Here is a 13104-nt window from a genome sequence, read left to right as displayed (position 1 = left end):
ATACAAAATCGGAAGTTTTATCGAAAACACACAGAGAAAGTTCAAAAAGAGGAGGAAAACCAATGGGGAAGATCTATGTCGTCGGCACCTGCGACACCAAGGGAGCGGAACTGAATTACGCCCGGGAGGTGGTTCGTACGGCCGGCGCCGATGCCGTGCTGGTCGATGTCGGCACACTTGGGGAGGGTGCCGAAGCCGACATCCGGGCGCGCGAAGTCGCCGAATTTCATCCCGAGGGTGCGGCGGCCGTGCTCGGGCAGACCGATCGGGGAACGGCGGTCTCGGCGATGGCCAAGGCGCTGACGGCGTTCCTCAGATCGCGGGATGACATCGGCGCCGTTCTCGGCCTCGGGGGAACCGGCAATACCGCACTGGTGACGGAGGCGATGCGCTCGCTTCCGATCGGCCTGCCGAAACTGATGGTCTCGACGGTCGCCTCAGGCAATGTCGCGCCCTATGTCGGGCCGAACGATCTGACCATGATGTATTCGGTCGTCGACGTCGCCGGCCTGAACGCGATCTCGCGCAAGGTGATCGGCAATGCGGCGAACGCGGCGGCCGGCATGGCCCGCAACCCCATTCCCGCTTCGAGCGACGATCGGCCGGGTATCGGCATGACCATGTTCGGCGTCACCACGGCCTGCGTCACGCAGGTGCGCGAGATGCTCGGCAAGACGCATGAAATCTATGTCTTCCATGCGACCGGCGTCGGCGGGCAGTCGATGGAGAAACTTGCCGATTCCGGCCTGCTGCAGGGCGTGATCGACGTGACGACGACGGAGGTTCCCGATCTCCTCGTCGGTGGTGTCTTTCCGGCCACCGAGGATCGCTTCGGCGCCATCATCCGCACTGGCCTGCCCTATGTCGGTTCGGTCGGCGCCGTCGACATGGTCAATTTCGGCGCGCGGGAAACGGTGCCGGCGCCTTTCCGCGACCGCAGGCTTCACGTCCATAATGCGCAGGTGACGCTGATGCGCACCACGCCGGAGGAAAACGGCCGGATCGGCGCCTTCATCGTCGAAAGGCTCAACCGGATGCGGGGTCCGGTCCGTTTCCTGCTGCCGCTCCAGGGCGTTTCGGCCATCGACGCCGCCGGTCAGCCGTTCCACGATCCGGACGCCGACGCGGCGCTGTTTTCAGCCATCCGCGACGGCTGGCGCGATGCGCCGAACAGGCGCCTCGTCGAGATCGACGCCCATATCAACAGCCCGGAATTCGCCGCGGCACTCGTCGCCAACTTTCATGACATCCATGCCTCAAGGAGGGAATTTTGACCCGTATCGACAGAAACGACATTCTGAACAGGCTTCGCCGCAAGATCGCCGAGGGCCGGCCGATCATCGGCGGCGGCGCCGGCACCGGCCTTTCGGCCAAGAGCGAGGAGGCCGGCGGCATCGACCTGATCGTGATCTACAATTCCGGGCGTTACCGCATGGCCGGGCGCGGCTCGCTGGCCGGCCTGCTCGCCTATGGCAATGCCAATGAGATCGTCAAGGAGATGGGCCACGAGGTTCTGCCGGTAGTGCGTCATACGCCGGTGCTCGCCGGCGTCAACGGCACCGATCCCTTCATGCTGCCCGATCACTTCCTCGACGAGTTGAAGGCGATGGGTTTTGCCGGCATCCAGAATTTCCCCACCGTCGGGCTGATCGACGGCACCTTCCGCGCCAATCTCGAAGAAACCGGCATGGGCTTCGATCTGGAAATCGACATCATCGCTCGCGCCCACGCCAAGGACATGCTGACGACCCCTTATGTCTTCAGCCGCGAGGACGCCGTCGCCATGACCAAAGCCGGTGCCGATATCGTGGTCTGCCATCTCGGCCTGACCACGGGCGGCGCGATCGGCGCCGAAACGGCGCTGACGCTCGACGGATGCGTGGAGAAGATCAATGCATGGGCCGATGCCGCGCGGTCGGTGCGCGACGACGTCATCGTGCTCTGCCATGGCGGACCGATCTCCATGCCGGCGGATGCCGCCTATGTGCTCGCCCGCTGCAAGGGCTGCAACGGCTTCTACGGCGCAAGTTCGATGGAGCGGCTGCCGACCGAGGTCGCGATCCGCGCGCAGGTCGAGGACTTCGCCAAGATATAGGCGCGGTTTGGACCGGCCGCATGCCAGCTGCCGGCGCCTCCCTCGCGGGGCGCCGGCAGCGGAAGAGCTACGGCATGACCATCGCGCCGGTTTCCGACGGCGCGAGGATTTCGTCCAGCTGCCTGACGAGGGCGCGGTCGCCTTCCACATCCGCCGCCAGCCGGGAGAAAAGCTCGGCCATGCCCTGAAAAATCGTTGCTGCCGGATCGTCCTCTCCGAGGAAACCGGCGATCTCCTGCATTTCGGCAACCCAACGATAGGCCTTCGGATACATGTCGGGAATGGATTTCGACAGCTTGCGCTCGATGTCGGGAAGGCTTTCCGCGAGCTCGGCCTTCAGGCTCTCGGCGGCACCCGAGCGCGATGCGGCAAGCAGCATTGCGGCACCAAGCCCGGCAAATCCCTTGTTGATGCCGGCATAACACATCTTCAGCGCGGATGCCGCGCCGAGCGGTCCATCGAGCCTGCGGACCTTCAGGCCATGTTTTTCAAGCAGCCGGCTCCGCTCCGCGCTATCGCCGCTGATATAGAGTGTCGGACCTGATTTGCCGGCAACCGGCGGACCACCGATGATGGCGCCATCGAGGACTTCTACCCGGCTGCCTTCGAACCGCGCCGCCAATGTCTGCATCGTTTTCGGCGCAATCGCATTGAGGTCGATGAAGGGCGGCGGCGCGGGATTCTCCAGTGATATTTCCGCGACGCGTTCGGCGACCTTGATCGCTTCTGCCGGCGGAACGATCGACAGGACCAGATCGGCCTTCGCCAGCTCTTTGAGCGCGACCGGAATCATCCCGGCGGCCCGCGCTCGCGCGATCGTCGGCTCGCTCCGGCCGTCGAGATAGGTCAGTACCGTGGCGCCATGGTCGATCAGCCGTTTGGCGACAGCGCTTCCCATCGCGCCCGATCCGATGATTGCGATATTGCCCATGTGAACCTCGATGATTGACGATATCGCGGTAAAGCTATTGCCGACGGCCGTGCCGTCAACTGCGACGATCCGCCCCGAGCCCTTCCGGACGGTCGCTTCCTGCGTTGCGATGTTGCGGCATTTCTGCTTGATATCGGTCAAAGCAGAGGTGGCCGGCGCCGGGTATGATCGGTGCGCCTACTCGTATTCGGGGATATTGAACTCAATGTATCGGACGATCATCTGCGGCATCGGCATGGGTTCCCGGGAAACGGCAATCCGCCTCCTCCGCCGGGCGGCGGCGTTGTTGGACCAGGGCGGCAGCATCGTCGTCCTGCACGTCGTCGAGAATATTCCGCACCGCCACCTCATGGATCTTCCGGAGGAATTCGAGACGACGGCGATGGCCGACGCCGAAAGGAAGCTCGTATCGCTCTGTCGGGAATTGGGTGTCCCGGCAACGGTCGAGGTTCGTATCGGCGTTGCGGCCTCCATGCTCATATCGGCCGCCAAGGAGAGATCGGCCGATCTCATCCTGCTGTCATCGCATGTCCCCGATATCACCGACTACGTCTTTTCCTCGATCGTCGAGAAGGTCGTGCGCCACGCGCGTTGCTCGGTTCTCATCGATCGCCGTCCCGATCAGCCGCAGGAAGACGAGGCGCTGTTGTAGCTTTCCACAGCCTCCCCTCCCCGGCGGCCGCCCGACCACCTATATTTCAGACAAATCAACAGCAGGATTGGCTGCCTGACCGGAGACATGCATGAGCCAGGATCCCTATGAGCTTCTGGGCGTGAAGCGAGATGCGTCGCAAAAGGATATTCAAAGCGCGTTCCGTAAGCTTGCCAAGAAATTGCACCCCGACCTGAACCCCGGCGACAGGAAAGCCGAGGAGCGCTTCAAGGAAATTTCCACCGCCTACGAGATCTTGAGCGATGAAGGCAAGCGCGGACGTTTCGACCGCGGCGAGATCGATATGACGGGCGCCGAGCGGGCGCAACGCAGCTATTATCGCGACTATGCCTCGGCAGGCGGTCCCGATAATCCCTATCACAACAGCGCCGGCTTTGCCGATTTCGGTGAGGCCGACGATATCTTCGCGAGCTTCTTTTCGCGCCGCACCGGCGGCGGCCGGGCGCGCAGCCAGGGCCAGGACCGGCGTTTTTCGATGGAGGTCGATTTTCTCGAGGCCGTCAACGGCACCAGAACCGAGGTCAAGCTTCCCAATGGCCCCGCGCTCGAGGTGCGGATTCCGCCCGGAACGCGCGACGGCCAGACCTTGCGGCTGCGCGGCAAGGGGGAGCCGGGTGCCGGCGGCGGGCCGGCGGGCGATGCGCTCATCGAAATCCGTGTGCGCCCGCACCGCTTCTTCACGCGCGATGGCGACGACATCCGCGTCGAGCTGCCGATTTCGCTCAGCGAAGCGGTGCTCGGCGGCAAGGTCCGCGCACCGACGCCTTCGGGCCCCGTCAATCTGACGCTGCCGCCTCATTCGAACACCGGGAAAGTCTTGCGCCTCAAGGGCAAGGGCGTTCCGAAACGCGGCGGCGGGCATGGCGACGTCTATGTCTCCTTGAAGATCGTCTTGCCCGATCACCCCGACGAACGGCTGACGTCCCTGGTGAAGGAATGGGCGGCGGCACATCCATACGATCCGAGGAAGAACATGGAGGCCTGATCATGGATGATCATGAGTTCCGTCTTTACTTGAAAATCGATGTGGTCCAACTCGATTTCTGGGTCGAACGGGGCTGGCTGATCCCCGAAACATCAGGCGAAAAGCGACAGTTTCGCGAGGCCGATGTCGCCCGCGCCCGGCTCATCCTGGATCTCATGGGTGATATGGGCGTCAACGACGCCGGCGTCGACGTCGTCATGGATCTGGTCGATCAGCTGCATGACATGAGGGGAACGATGGGCAAGCTGATGACGGCGATCGGCAGGCAGGAGCGCGATGTCCAGCGCCGGCTGCTCGAGAGTCTTGAGGACATCGACCGGTTTTGAGCAGCCGGCCGTATGCGGCTACATCCTCACGTGGTGAACCAGTAGCGGACGATGTGGAAGAACAGCGGCGCCGCGAAAGTGATGGAGTCGAGGCGGTCGAGCACGCCGCCATGGCCCTCGATCACATAACCCCAATCCTTGGCGTTGAGATCGCGCTTGATGGCCGAGAGGACGAAGCCGCCGAAGAAGCCGGCAACGACGATGACGGTGCTGACGGCGGCCGCCTGCAGCGGCGAGAACGGCGTCAGGCGATAGAGCAGCGTTCCCACGAAGATGGCCGAGGCGCCGCCGCCGATCAGGCCTTCGAGCGTCTTCGACGGGCTGATGTTCGGCGAGAAGCGGTGCTTTCCGAGAAGCTTGCCCCAGACATACTGGAAGACGTCGCTGAGCTGCACGACGATGACGAGATAGACGAGGAGAAGCGACGACGGCGTGCCGGTCTCAAGCATCAGCAGTGCCGGCGCATGGCTGATCGAATAGACCGTCAGCATCAATCCCCATTGTACCCTGGCGGTCCTGGCCAGGAACTCGTTGACGTCGCCCGTGAGCGTCGCCACCGCCGGCAGGATCAGGAAGGCATAGACCGGGATGAAGATCGAAAACAGGCCGTACCATAGCGTCCCGAGCAGCACATATTGCACCGGCAGGACGACGAAGAAGGACAGGAACAGCGCCAGGTGATCGCCGCGCCGCGATGGCGTCAGCGTCCAGAATTCGCGGAGCGCCATGAAGGACAGGAATGCGAAGAGGATGACCACCGCCGTATCGCCGAGCAGGATCGCGCCGCCGAACACCGCGACCATGATCCACCAGGAGCGAATGCGGGCATTGAGGTTCTGGACGGTGGCGACGGAGCCGGGTTCGGTCGCGCGGCGCTGAAGGATGAAGCCGATGGCGGAGGCGACGGCGAGCAGGCCGAGGATCGCGGCAAGGACGATCGAGAAAAAGCCGGTCATGCGGTGCGCCCTCCGTCTGCCAGCTCGATGACCGCGGCGCGCGCGCGGGCGAGGAATGCGTCCTTGCCCTCGCCCGGTTCGACGCGCAACGGCTTGCCGAAGCGCGCCGTGCAGGTGATCGGCACGATCAGCATGCTTCCCTTGGGCAGGATGCGCTGAAGATTGTCGAGATGGATCGGCACGAGATCGACATCGGGGAAGCGGCAGGCAAGGCGATAGATGCCGCTGCGGAACGGGGCGATCTCATCGGTGGCGCTTCTCGTCCCCTCGGGAAAAAGCAGGATCGAACGCCCCTCCTCGAGCAGGCGCTCGATCGGTTCCAGCGGGTTGCTGTCCGGCAAAGGCTTGCGGTCTATCAGAACGGCGCGCAGGCCTTTCTCCGCGATGAAGCGGCGAAAGGCGCTCGTTCCCCAATAGTCGCGCGCCGCCACCGGATGGGTCAGCCGCCGCACGTGATACGGCAGGGCAGCCATGACGGCCACGGTATCGACATGGCTGTTGTGATTGGCGAAATAGATGCGGCGGCGCGTATCGGGCGTGCAGCCCCGCCACTCGCTTCGGGCGCCGACCATGATACGGACGAACAGCACGAGAAGACGACGGACGAGTGCGGTCATAGTCTCTCCGGCGAACGGGCAAGCCCTGTCGTGCGCGTGACGCAGGTGACGAGGCTTCCGGCTGCGATGATGAGGAAGGGGACGATCGGATGTGAGGTGAACAGGATGCGCGCCGCGCCGATGCCGGCAAACAGGATGGAGAGAAGCGAAATGCTGTTCGGCGTTACGCCGGTGCGCGCCAGCCACGCACTCAGGCCGATCGCCCGGGACGACGACCGGCTCGCGATCGGCCGCCGCGAGGCGCCTTCTTCATCATTCATTTTCTTGTGTCCCCACCCCAACAGTTCTCTGCATATCCTGCAAATATCGTCGCGCCAAGCCCTGCAGAGCCGGCCCGAGCTCTCCTCGCGCCGAAGCGAAGGAGACGCTTGTTGGGATGGAAATTCTCAACCGGGAAGCGCGGCGGCATCGGGGTGCAGCCTGCCACGCCACGTTCTTTCCGCCAAGTCGCGACGCCCGGCAGACACGCAAAAATTCGGCGGTGGTGGAAAGAGCCCAAAGGGTCGATCAGCTTGATTTTTAAGCCTGTTCTCTGCTTGACACATTTTTAGGCGCTACTATGATTTTTGAACCACATGGTAAAAAAAGGGGAGCAATCGATGACCAAAGACATCCTGATTTCACGCCGGGCAGTGATCGCATCGGGCATTGCGCTCGGCGTGAGCAGCCTCGCCCCGCTCGCAAGAGCTGCCGCCCCGCTGAAAGTTGCCGGCATTCATGCCTCGCCGGTTGAAAATGCCTGGAATTCCTGTCTTCACAAGGCCCTTCAGGACGCCGCCAAGGAAGGCGTCATCGAATATGTCTTTTCCGAAGGTGTCTCAGGCACCGATTATCCGCGCGCCATGCGCGAATATGCCGAACAGGGCAACAAGCTGATCATCGGCGAAGCCTATGCGGTGGAGAAGGAAGCCCGGCAGGTCGCGGTCGACTATCCCGACACCGCCTTCGTGCTCGGCTCGAGCGGCGACCAGGCCGGCGACAATTTCGGCGTCTTCGGCACGTGGAATCATGATGGGGCCTATCTGGCCGGCATGCTCGCCGGCAAGATGACCAAGTCGAACGTCGTCGGTTCGGTCGGGGCCATTCCGATCCCCGAGGTCAACATGCTGATCAACGCCTTTGCCGCGGGCGTCAAGGCCGTCAATCCCGACGCGAAGCACCTCGTCTCGTTCATCGGCACCTTCTTCGATCCGCCGAAGGCCCGCGAGGCCGGTCTCGCCCAGATCGACGCCGGCGCCGATATCCTATTCGGCGAGCGCATCGGCACGGCCGATGCCGCCAAGGAACGCGGCATCAAGTCGGTTGGCTCGCTGGTCGATTACACGCCGCGTTATCCGGATACGGTGTTTGCCAACGCCATGTGGTATTTCCGCCCGATCCTCGATGCCGCGATCGCCGATGTCGCTGCCGGCAAACCGGTCGGCAGGAACTACACGCCTTACGGCCTGATGAAGGAAGGCGGCAGCGATATCGTCTTCGTGAAGGGTGTGGCGCCTGCCGAGGCGGAGGCCGCGATGGAAGCCAAGCGGGCGGAAATCAAGGCCGGCACCTTCGAAGTTCCGAAGATGATGGAAGAGCCGAAGTAGTTCGGCTCATGCAGGGCGATGCGACGGAACTGGCGGCAGCGATCAGGCATGGCAGCCTGAGCGCTGCAGAAGCGATGCAGATCTCCCTTGAGGCCGCCGCGTTGCATGCGCCGCTCGGCGCGATCGCCTATCTTGACGGCGCCATGGGCCTCGCCGCGGCGCATGCCTGCGACCGAGAGCGGCAGACCGCGCCCGGTCGTTTCGCGGCGCGGCCCTTTGCCGGCGTGCCGACCTTGGCGAAGGATCTTGGCGGTCCCTTCCGCGGACTGCCGGTAACGGCCGGTTCCCGCCTCTTCGAGAGAAAGGGCGGCGAAGCCGATTCCGATCTCGCTTCGCGGTTCCGCGACGCCGGCTTCTGTCTGTTCGGCCTGACGACGAGCCCGGAATTCGGCCTTTCGCTCGCCAGTGAACCGGCGATCGGGCCTGTCTGCCGCAACCCTCTCGATCCCACGCGCACCGCCGGCGGCTCGTCCGGCGGTGCGGCGGCAGCGGTTGCCGCCGGCATCGTCGCGATTGCCCATGCCACCGACGCCGGCGGTTCGATCCGCGTGCCCGCCGCCTGTTGCGGCCTGGTCGGAATGAAGCCGACCCGCGGCGCCATCCCCGGCGGGCCATTCTTCGGCAATCATCTTGCCGGCATTGCGAGTGAACTGGCGGTCTGCCGCTCGGTGCGGGATACGGCGCTGATTTTCGATCGGCTCAGCGGCAAGGCACGCGGACCGGTTCCGGATCCCTCTCCCGCCGAATTCGACACCGGCCATTTGCGGATCGGCCTGCTGACCGATACCGGACCGGCCCACCCGACCGAGGGTGAGCGCCTTGCCGCCGTCGCGGACGCCGCGCGTGCGCTCGAGAAGGACGGACACGCCATCGTTTCCTTGGCCTGGGCGGACTTCGAATCGAGCGTTGCCGCCAGCAGCCGTGGCTTTGCCGATATCGTTTCCGTCAACCTCTCCGCGCTCATCGAGGCGGCCGCCGTCGAGGAAAGCAGGGCCGAGCCCTTGACGCAGGCTTTCGCGATGCGCGGACGAGCGCTTGCGGCTACCGAACTGTGGAAAACGCTGAACGATGCGGTTCTGGTGAGTCACGCCGTATGGGCGCTGTTCGACAAGGTCGACTGCATCCTGATGCCGATGCTCGCCTGCGCGCCTCTTGCGATCGGCGCCTTTCCGTCCGATCATGCCGACACCGATCTGCATCTGGAGCGAATGACTGCGTTTGCGCCGCTTGCCTGCCTTGCCAATGTTTCGGGTTTTCCTGCTTTGACGCTGCCTTTCGGACAGGATGAGCACGCCATGCCGCTGCCGGTGCAACTCATGATGCCGATGGGGCACGAGCCCCGGCTTCTGTCGCTGGCGGCGCGCCTGGAGGCAGAGGGGCGATGGCAGCACCGTTTTCCGGTGGCGGGGTTGCCGTCATGACCGGGCCTGTTCTGGAAATTGTCGGCGTCAGCAAACGCTTCGGCGCCAATCTCGCCAATGACGATATTTCCATGACGCTTGCCAAAGGCGAGGTCGTCGCCCTGCTCGGCGAGAACGGCGCGGGCAAAACCACGCTGATGAGCATCCTTTTCGGCCACTACGTGCCGGATGCCGGCCGAATCCTGATCGAGGGCGCCGAGGTGCCGCAGGGCAAGCCGCGCGCGGCGATCCGCGCCGGCGTCGGTATGGTGCATCAGCATTTCTCGCTCGCGCCCAATCTGACCGTTCTCGAAAACGTCATGACCGGAACGGAAGGCCTTTGGTCCTGGCGATCGGCAACATCGGCGGCGCGCAAGAAACTCCTGGCGATTTCGGAGCGCTTCGGCCTGCAAGTCGATCCGGATGCCCGTCTTGGCGACCTTTCGGTCGGCGAGCAGCAGCGAGTGGAAATCCTCAAGGCGCTTTACAACGATGCCCGCATCCTGATTCTCGATGAGCCGACGGCGGTGCTGACCAACATCGAAGCCGAGCGGTTGTTCACGACCCTGAAGGAAATGTCCCGCCAGGGCCTGTCGCTGATCTTCATCTCGCATAAGCTCGATGAGGTGATGACGGCGGCAGACCGCATCGTCGTGCTGCGCGCAGGCAGGATGGTCGCTGAGCGCAGGGCATCGGAAACGAGCAAGGCGGAACTTGCCGAGCTGATGGTCGGGCACCGCGTAACGCGGCCCGTTCGCGAACCGTCGACCCCCGGCGCCGTTGTCCTCGAGGCTTCATGCGTGACCGTGCGAACCGGCGGCATCGATCGTCTGAAATCGATCAGCTTCCGGCTGCATCAGGGAGAGATCCTCGGCATTATCGGCGTTTCCGGCAACGGCCAGGCGGCATTGGCGCATCTTCTTTCCGGCACGCTGGCGCGCAGCGGCGGCGACCTCAGCCTGTTCGGCGAAGTGGTCGGCAATCTTGGCGTCGCCGATGTCGTCGACGCCGGCATCGGCCGCATTCCCGAGGACCGCAACCATGAGGGCGTGATCGGCGAAATGGCGATCTGGGAAAACGCCGTGCTGGAGCGCATCGCCTCGCCGGCCTTCTCCCGCCACGGTCTCGTCAACCGCGGGGCGGGCATGGCCTTTGCGAGAGAGATCATCGACGGCTTCGACGTTCGCGGCGGCGGCCCGGCAATCCGCACGCGGCTGCTCTCCGGCGGCAATATGCAGAAGCTCATTCTCGGCCGCAGTCTCTATCGGCGGCCGCGCATCCTGATCGCGGCACAGCCTGCCCGTGGCCTCGACGAAGGTGCTGTGGCCGCCGTGCATGCGCGCTTGCTCGAAGCCCGCCGGCAGGGGACCGCCGTGCTGCTGATCTCGGAGGATCTCGACGAGGTGATCGCGCTTGCAGACCGCATACAGGCGATTGTCGGCGGCCGCCTGTCGCCGCCCGTCGACGTCGACGGCGCCGATGCCCGCAGGCTGGGGCTGATGATGTCAGGCGAATGGCAAGAGACCCGCGAGGCCGGCCATGCGATTTGAGCGCCGCGAGCACCGCCCGCTTTACCTGCTGATCGTCACGCCCGTTATCGCCGTCATCGCGGCGCTGGCGCTGGCGGGCATCCTGATCTCGATCGCCGGCGCACCTGTTCTCGATGCCTATTGGCGCATCCTGACCGGCGCCTTCGGCTCGCGGCTTTCGGCGACCGAAACGCTGACGCGGGCAACGCCGCTGATGCTGACCGGACTTGCCGCCGCCGTCGCTTTCCGGGCGCGGCTCTGGAATATCGGCGCCGAGGGCCAGTTCTATCTCGGCGCCGTCGCCGTCGCGGCGGCAAGCTCGAAACTGCTCGGCAATCTTCCCGCACCCATTCTCATTCCGCTGCTGCTGCTGATCGGCGCGATCGCCGGCATGGTGCTGATCTTGATCCCGTTGTGGCTCAGGCTGCGCTTTTCCGTCGATGAGGTCGTCACCAGCCTGCTGATGAATTTCATCGCCGTGCTTTTCGTCTCGATGCTCATAGATGGCGTCCTCAAGGACCCGCTCGCCTTCGGCTGGCCGCAGTCGCAATCCGTCAGCGATCATGCCATGCTGCCGAAGCTGATCGCCCGCTCGCGCCTGCATATCGGTTTTGCGATTGCGATCGCCCTGGCGGTCGCCGTCCACTTCGTCCAGTCCCGCACGGTGTTCGGCATGCAGTCCCGCGCAGCGGGCCTCAGTCCCGCCGGCGCGGTCTTCGCAGGCGTGCCGCTCGGCAGGACGCTGGTGAAGGTCGCCTGTGTCTCGGGCGGGCTTGCGGGGCTCGCCGGAGCGATCGAGGTGATGGGCGTCAAGGGTTATGTGACGACGGACCTGTCGCCTGGCTTCGGCTATGCCGGCATCGTCGTCGCCATGCTCGCCAATCTCAATCCGCTGGGCGTGGTCTTCGCCGCCATTTTCACGGCCACCATGTTCGTCGGCGCCGACGGCATGAGCCGGGGTCTCGGCATCCCGACCTATATTGCCGACGTCACGGTGGCGCTGTCGCTCCTGACGATGCTGATCGCCTTGTTCTTCACCCAATACAGGATAAGGCGATGACGCAGCTGTTCGATATCATCGCGTCTGCCGGGCTCTGGGCGGCAATCCTGCGGATCGCCACGCCGCTGATTTTCGGCACGCTCGGTGCGCTGCTCTGCGAACGGGCCGGCGTGCTCAATCTCGGCATCGAAGGCATGATGACCTTCGGCGCGATGATCGGCTGGCTATCCGTCTATCACGGCGCCGATCTCTGGACCGGCCTGCTGATTGCCGCAGTGGCCGGCGGCGTCTTCGGTCTGCTGCATGCGGGGCTGACGGTGACGCTCGGCCTCTCGCAGCATGTCGCCGGTCTCGGCGTCACGCTCTTTGCGTCGAGCTTCAGCTATTATGTCTTCCGGCTGATCGTGCCGCTTGCCAATACGCCGCCCACCATCGTGCCGTTCCAGCCGATCGCCATTCCCGGCCTCTCGACGCTGCCCTTCATCGGCCCGGCCTTCTTCACACAGACCGCGCCGACCTATCTTGCGATCCTGATCGCGCTCTTGATGGCCTACATCATCTTCCGCACGCCCGTGGGGCTTGCGATCCGCATGACCGGCGAGAACCCGCATGCGGCGGAGGCCCAGGGCGTCAATCCGATGAAGGTGCGTTACGGCGCGGTCATCGCCGGCAGCGCGCTGATGGGAATGGGCGGCGCCTTCCTGACCTTGTCGGCGTTCAACAGCTTCTTCCCGACCATGGTGCAGGGGCGCGGATGGATCTGCATCGCGCTCGTCGTCTTCGCCTCCTGGCGGCCGGGCCGCGCGCTTTTCGGCGCCCTGCTCTTCGCCTTCTTCGATGCCTTTCAGCTTCGGCTGCAAACCGTGCTGAGCGGACTTGTGCCCTATCAGCTCTTCCTGATGACGCCCTATATCCTCTCCATCGCCGCGCTTGCCGTCATGGCCCGCCGCGCCCGCGTTCCGCAGGCGCTGATGCAGCCCTACCGCCGCGGCGAGCGCTGAGACCA

13 protein-coding genes and 1 pseudogene are annotated in these 13104 nt (G+C 64.3%); 10 read left to right on the top strand and 4 right to left on the bottom strand.

The window, feature by feature from the left end:
* Nucleotides 1-62: 62 nt before the first annotated feature.
* Together CO670_RS18505 and CO670_RS18500 are read left to right on the top strand one after the other, a co-directional pair.
* Complete coding sequence (locus CO670_RS18505) at nt 63-1274, top strand: Tm-1-like ATP-binding domain-containing protein (protein WP_097591582.1); 1212 nt, start codon at nt 63-65, stop codon at nt 1272-1274.
* On the top strand, nt 1271-2095 hold the full coding sequence (locus tag CO670_RS18500; RefSeq protein WP_097591581.1) for a phosphoenolpyruvate hydrolase family protein: 825 nt from the start codon (nt 1271-1273) through the stop codon (nt 2093-2095). Before CO670_RS18505 ends, CO670_RS18500 begins: the two co-directional genes overlap by 4 nt.
* 67 nt (nt 2096-2162) lie before the next feature.
* On the opposite strand, the gene CO670_RS18495 is transcribed toward CO670_RS18500, so the two are convergent.
* Nucleotides 2163-3026, bottom strand: coding sequence for an NAD(P)-dependent oxidoreductase (locus tag CO670_RS18495; protein WP_097591600.1), 864 nt, complete (start codon nt 3024-3026; stop codon nt 2163-2165).
* 205 nt (nt 3027-3231) lie between these two features.
* Here CO670_RS18495 and CO670_RS18490 point away from each other — a divergent pair, with 205 nt between their 5' ends.
* From CO670_RS18490 to CO670_RS18480, 3 genes are all read left to right on the top strand, one after another.
* A complete protein-coding gene (locus CO670_RS18490; RefSeq protein WP_097591580.1) occupies nt 3232-3678 on the top strand; it encodes a universal stress protein in 447 nt (148 codons plus the stop codon).
* Between the two features lie 91 nt (nt 3679-3769).
* Entirely contained in the window at nt 3770-4684 is a 915-nt protein-coding gene (locus CO670_RS18485; protein WP_097591579.1) for a J domain-containing protein, read from the top strand.
* Nucleotides 4685-4686: 2 nt separating this feature from the next.
* Nucleotides 4687-5010: a chaperone modulator CbpM gene (locus CO670_RS18480; RefSeq protein ID WP_097591578.1), complete on the top strand. Its 324-nt coding sequence runs from the start codon at nt 4687-4689 to the stop codon at nt 5008-5010.
* Between the two features lie 26 nt (nt 5011-5036).
* On the opposite strand, the gene CO670_RS18475 is transcribed toward CO670_RS18480, so the two are convergent.
* The 3 genes and pseudogenes from CO670_RS18475 to CO670_RS18465 all read right to left on the bottom strand — a co-directional run.
* Nucleotides 5037-5966 carry a phosphatidate cytidylyltransferase gene (locus CO670_RS18475; protein ID WP_097591577.1) on the bottom strand — a complete coding sequence of 310 codons (930 nt, stop codon included), beginning with the start codon at nt 5964-5966 and terminating at the stop codon, nt 5037-5039.
* Complete coding sequence (locus CO670_RS18470; RefSeq protein ID WP_097591576.1) at nt 5963-6583, bottom strand: lysophospholipid acyltransferase family protein; 621 nt, start codon at nt 6581-6583, stop codon at nt 5963-5965. The genes CO670_RS18475 and CO670_RS18470 overlap by 4 nt, the downstream gene beginning before the upstream one ends.
* Nucleotides 6584-6666: 83 nt before the next feature.
* Nucleotides 6667-6843, bottom strand: a pseudogene (locus tag CO670_RS18465) (CDP-alcohol phosphatidyltransferase family protein); the annotation flags it as partial.
* Nucleotides 6844-7182: 339 nt separating this feature from the next.
* Between CO670_RS18465 and CO670_RS18455 the strand changes: the two are divergent.
* From CO670_RS18455 to CO670_RS18435, 5 genes are read left to right on the top strand one after another with little or no spacing between them, the layout of a single operon-like run.
* Complete coding sequence (locus CO670_RS18455) at nt 7183-8169, top strand: BMP family protein (RefSeq protein ID WP_097591575.1); 987 nt, start codon at nt 7183-7185, stop codon at nt 8167-8169.
* A gap of 8 nt (nt 8170-8177) precedes the next feature.
* A complete protein-coding gene (locus CO670_RS18450) occupies nt 8178-9590 on the top strand; it encodes an amidase (protein WP_097591574.1) in 1413 nt (470 codons plus the stop codon).
* Nucleotides 9587-11119 carry an ABC transporter ATP-binding protein gene (locus CO670_RS18445; protein ID WP_097591599.1) on the top strand — a complete coding sequence of 511 codons (1533 nt, stop codon included), beginning with the start codon at nt 9587-9589 and terminating at the stop codon, nt 11117-11119. The genes CO670_RS18450 and CO670_RS18445 overlap by 4 nt, the downstream gene beginning before the upstream one ends.
* Nucleotides 11109-12158 (top strand): ABC transporter permease, encoded by a 1050-nt coding sequence (locus CO670_RS18440; protein WP_097591573.1) that lies wholly within the window; start codon nt 11109-11111, stop codon nt 12156-12158. The genes CO670_RS18445 and CO670_RS18440 overlap by 11 nt, the downstream gene beginning before the upstream one ends.
* Nucleotides 12155-13099, top strand: coding sequence for an ABC transporter permease (locus CO670_RS18435; protein WP_097591572.1), 945 nt, complete (start codon nt 12155-12157; stop codon nt 13097-13099). The genes CO670_RS18440 and CO670_RS18435 overlap by 4 nt, the downstream gene beginning before the upstream one ends.
* Nucleotides 13100-13104 lie beyond the last annotated feature (5 nt).

It is taken from the genome of Rhizobium sp. J15, assembly GCF_002531825.1.
Classification (GTDB): domain Bacteria; phylum Pseudomonadota; class Alphaproteobacteria; order Rhizobiales; family Rhizobiaceae; genus Rhizobium.
The sequence above is the reverse complement of the archived record's forward strand: the minus strand, read 5'-3'. Positions and strand labels throughout refer to the sequence as shown.

Bases quoted from the DNA above. Each gene is read 5' to 3' on its own strand.
- CO670_RS18505 (WP_097591582.1), top strand. From the start codon at position 63: ATGGGGAAGATCTATGTCGTCGGCACCTGCGACACCAAGGGAGCGGAA.
- CO670_RS18495 (WP_097591600.1), bottom strand. From the start codon at position 3,026: ATGGGCAATATCGCAATCATCGGATCGGGCGCGATGGGAAGCGCTGTC.
- CO670_RS18490 (WP_097591580.1), top strand. From the start codon at position 3,232: ATGTATCGGACGATCATCTGCGGCATCGGCATGGGTTCCCGGGAAACG.
- CO670_RS18485 (WP_097591579.1), top strand. From the start codon at position 3,770: ATGAGCCAGGATCCCTATGAGCTTCTGGGCGTGAAGCGAGATGCGTCG.
- CO670_RS18480 (WP_097591578.1), top strand. From the start codon at position 4,687: ATGGATGATCATGAGTTCCGTCTTTACTTGAAAATCGATGTGGTCCAA.
- CO670_RS18475 (WP_097591577.1), bottom strand. From the start codon at position 5,966: ATGACCGGCTTTTTCTCGATCGTCCTTGCCGCGATCCTCGGCCTGCTC.
- CO670_RS18470 (WP_097591576.1), bottom strand. From the start codon at position 6,583: ATGACCGCACTCGTCCGTCGTCTTCTCGTGCTGTTCGTCCGTATCATG.
- CO670_RS18455 (WP_097591575.1), top strand. From the start codon at position 7,183: ATGACCAAAGACATCCTGATTTCACGCCGGGCAGTGATCGCATCGGGC.
- CO670_RS18450 (WP_097591574.1), top strand. From the start codon at position 8,178: ATGCAGGGCGATGCGACGGAACTGGCGGCAGCGATCAGGCATGGCAGC.
- CO670_RS18445 (WP_097591599.1), top strand. From the start codon at position 9,587: ATGACCGGGCCTGTTCTGGAAATTGTCGGCGTCAGCAAACGCTTCGGC.
- CO670_RS18440 (WP_097591573.1), top strand. From the start codon at position 11,109: ATGCGATTTGAGCGCCGCGAGCACCGCCCGCTTTACCTGCTGATCGTC.
- CO670_RS18435 (WP_097591572.1), top strand. From the start codon at position 12,155: ATGACGCAGCTGTTCGATATCATCGCGTCTGCCGGGCTCTGGGCGGCA.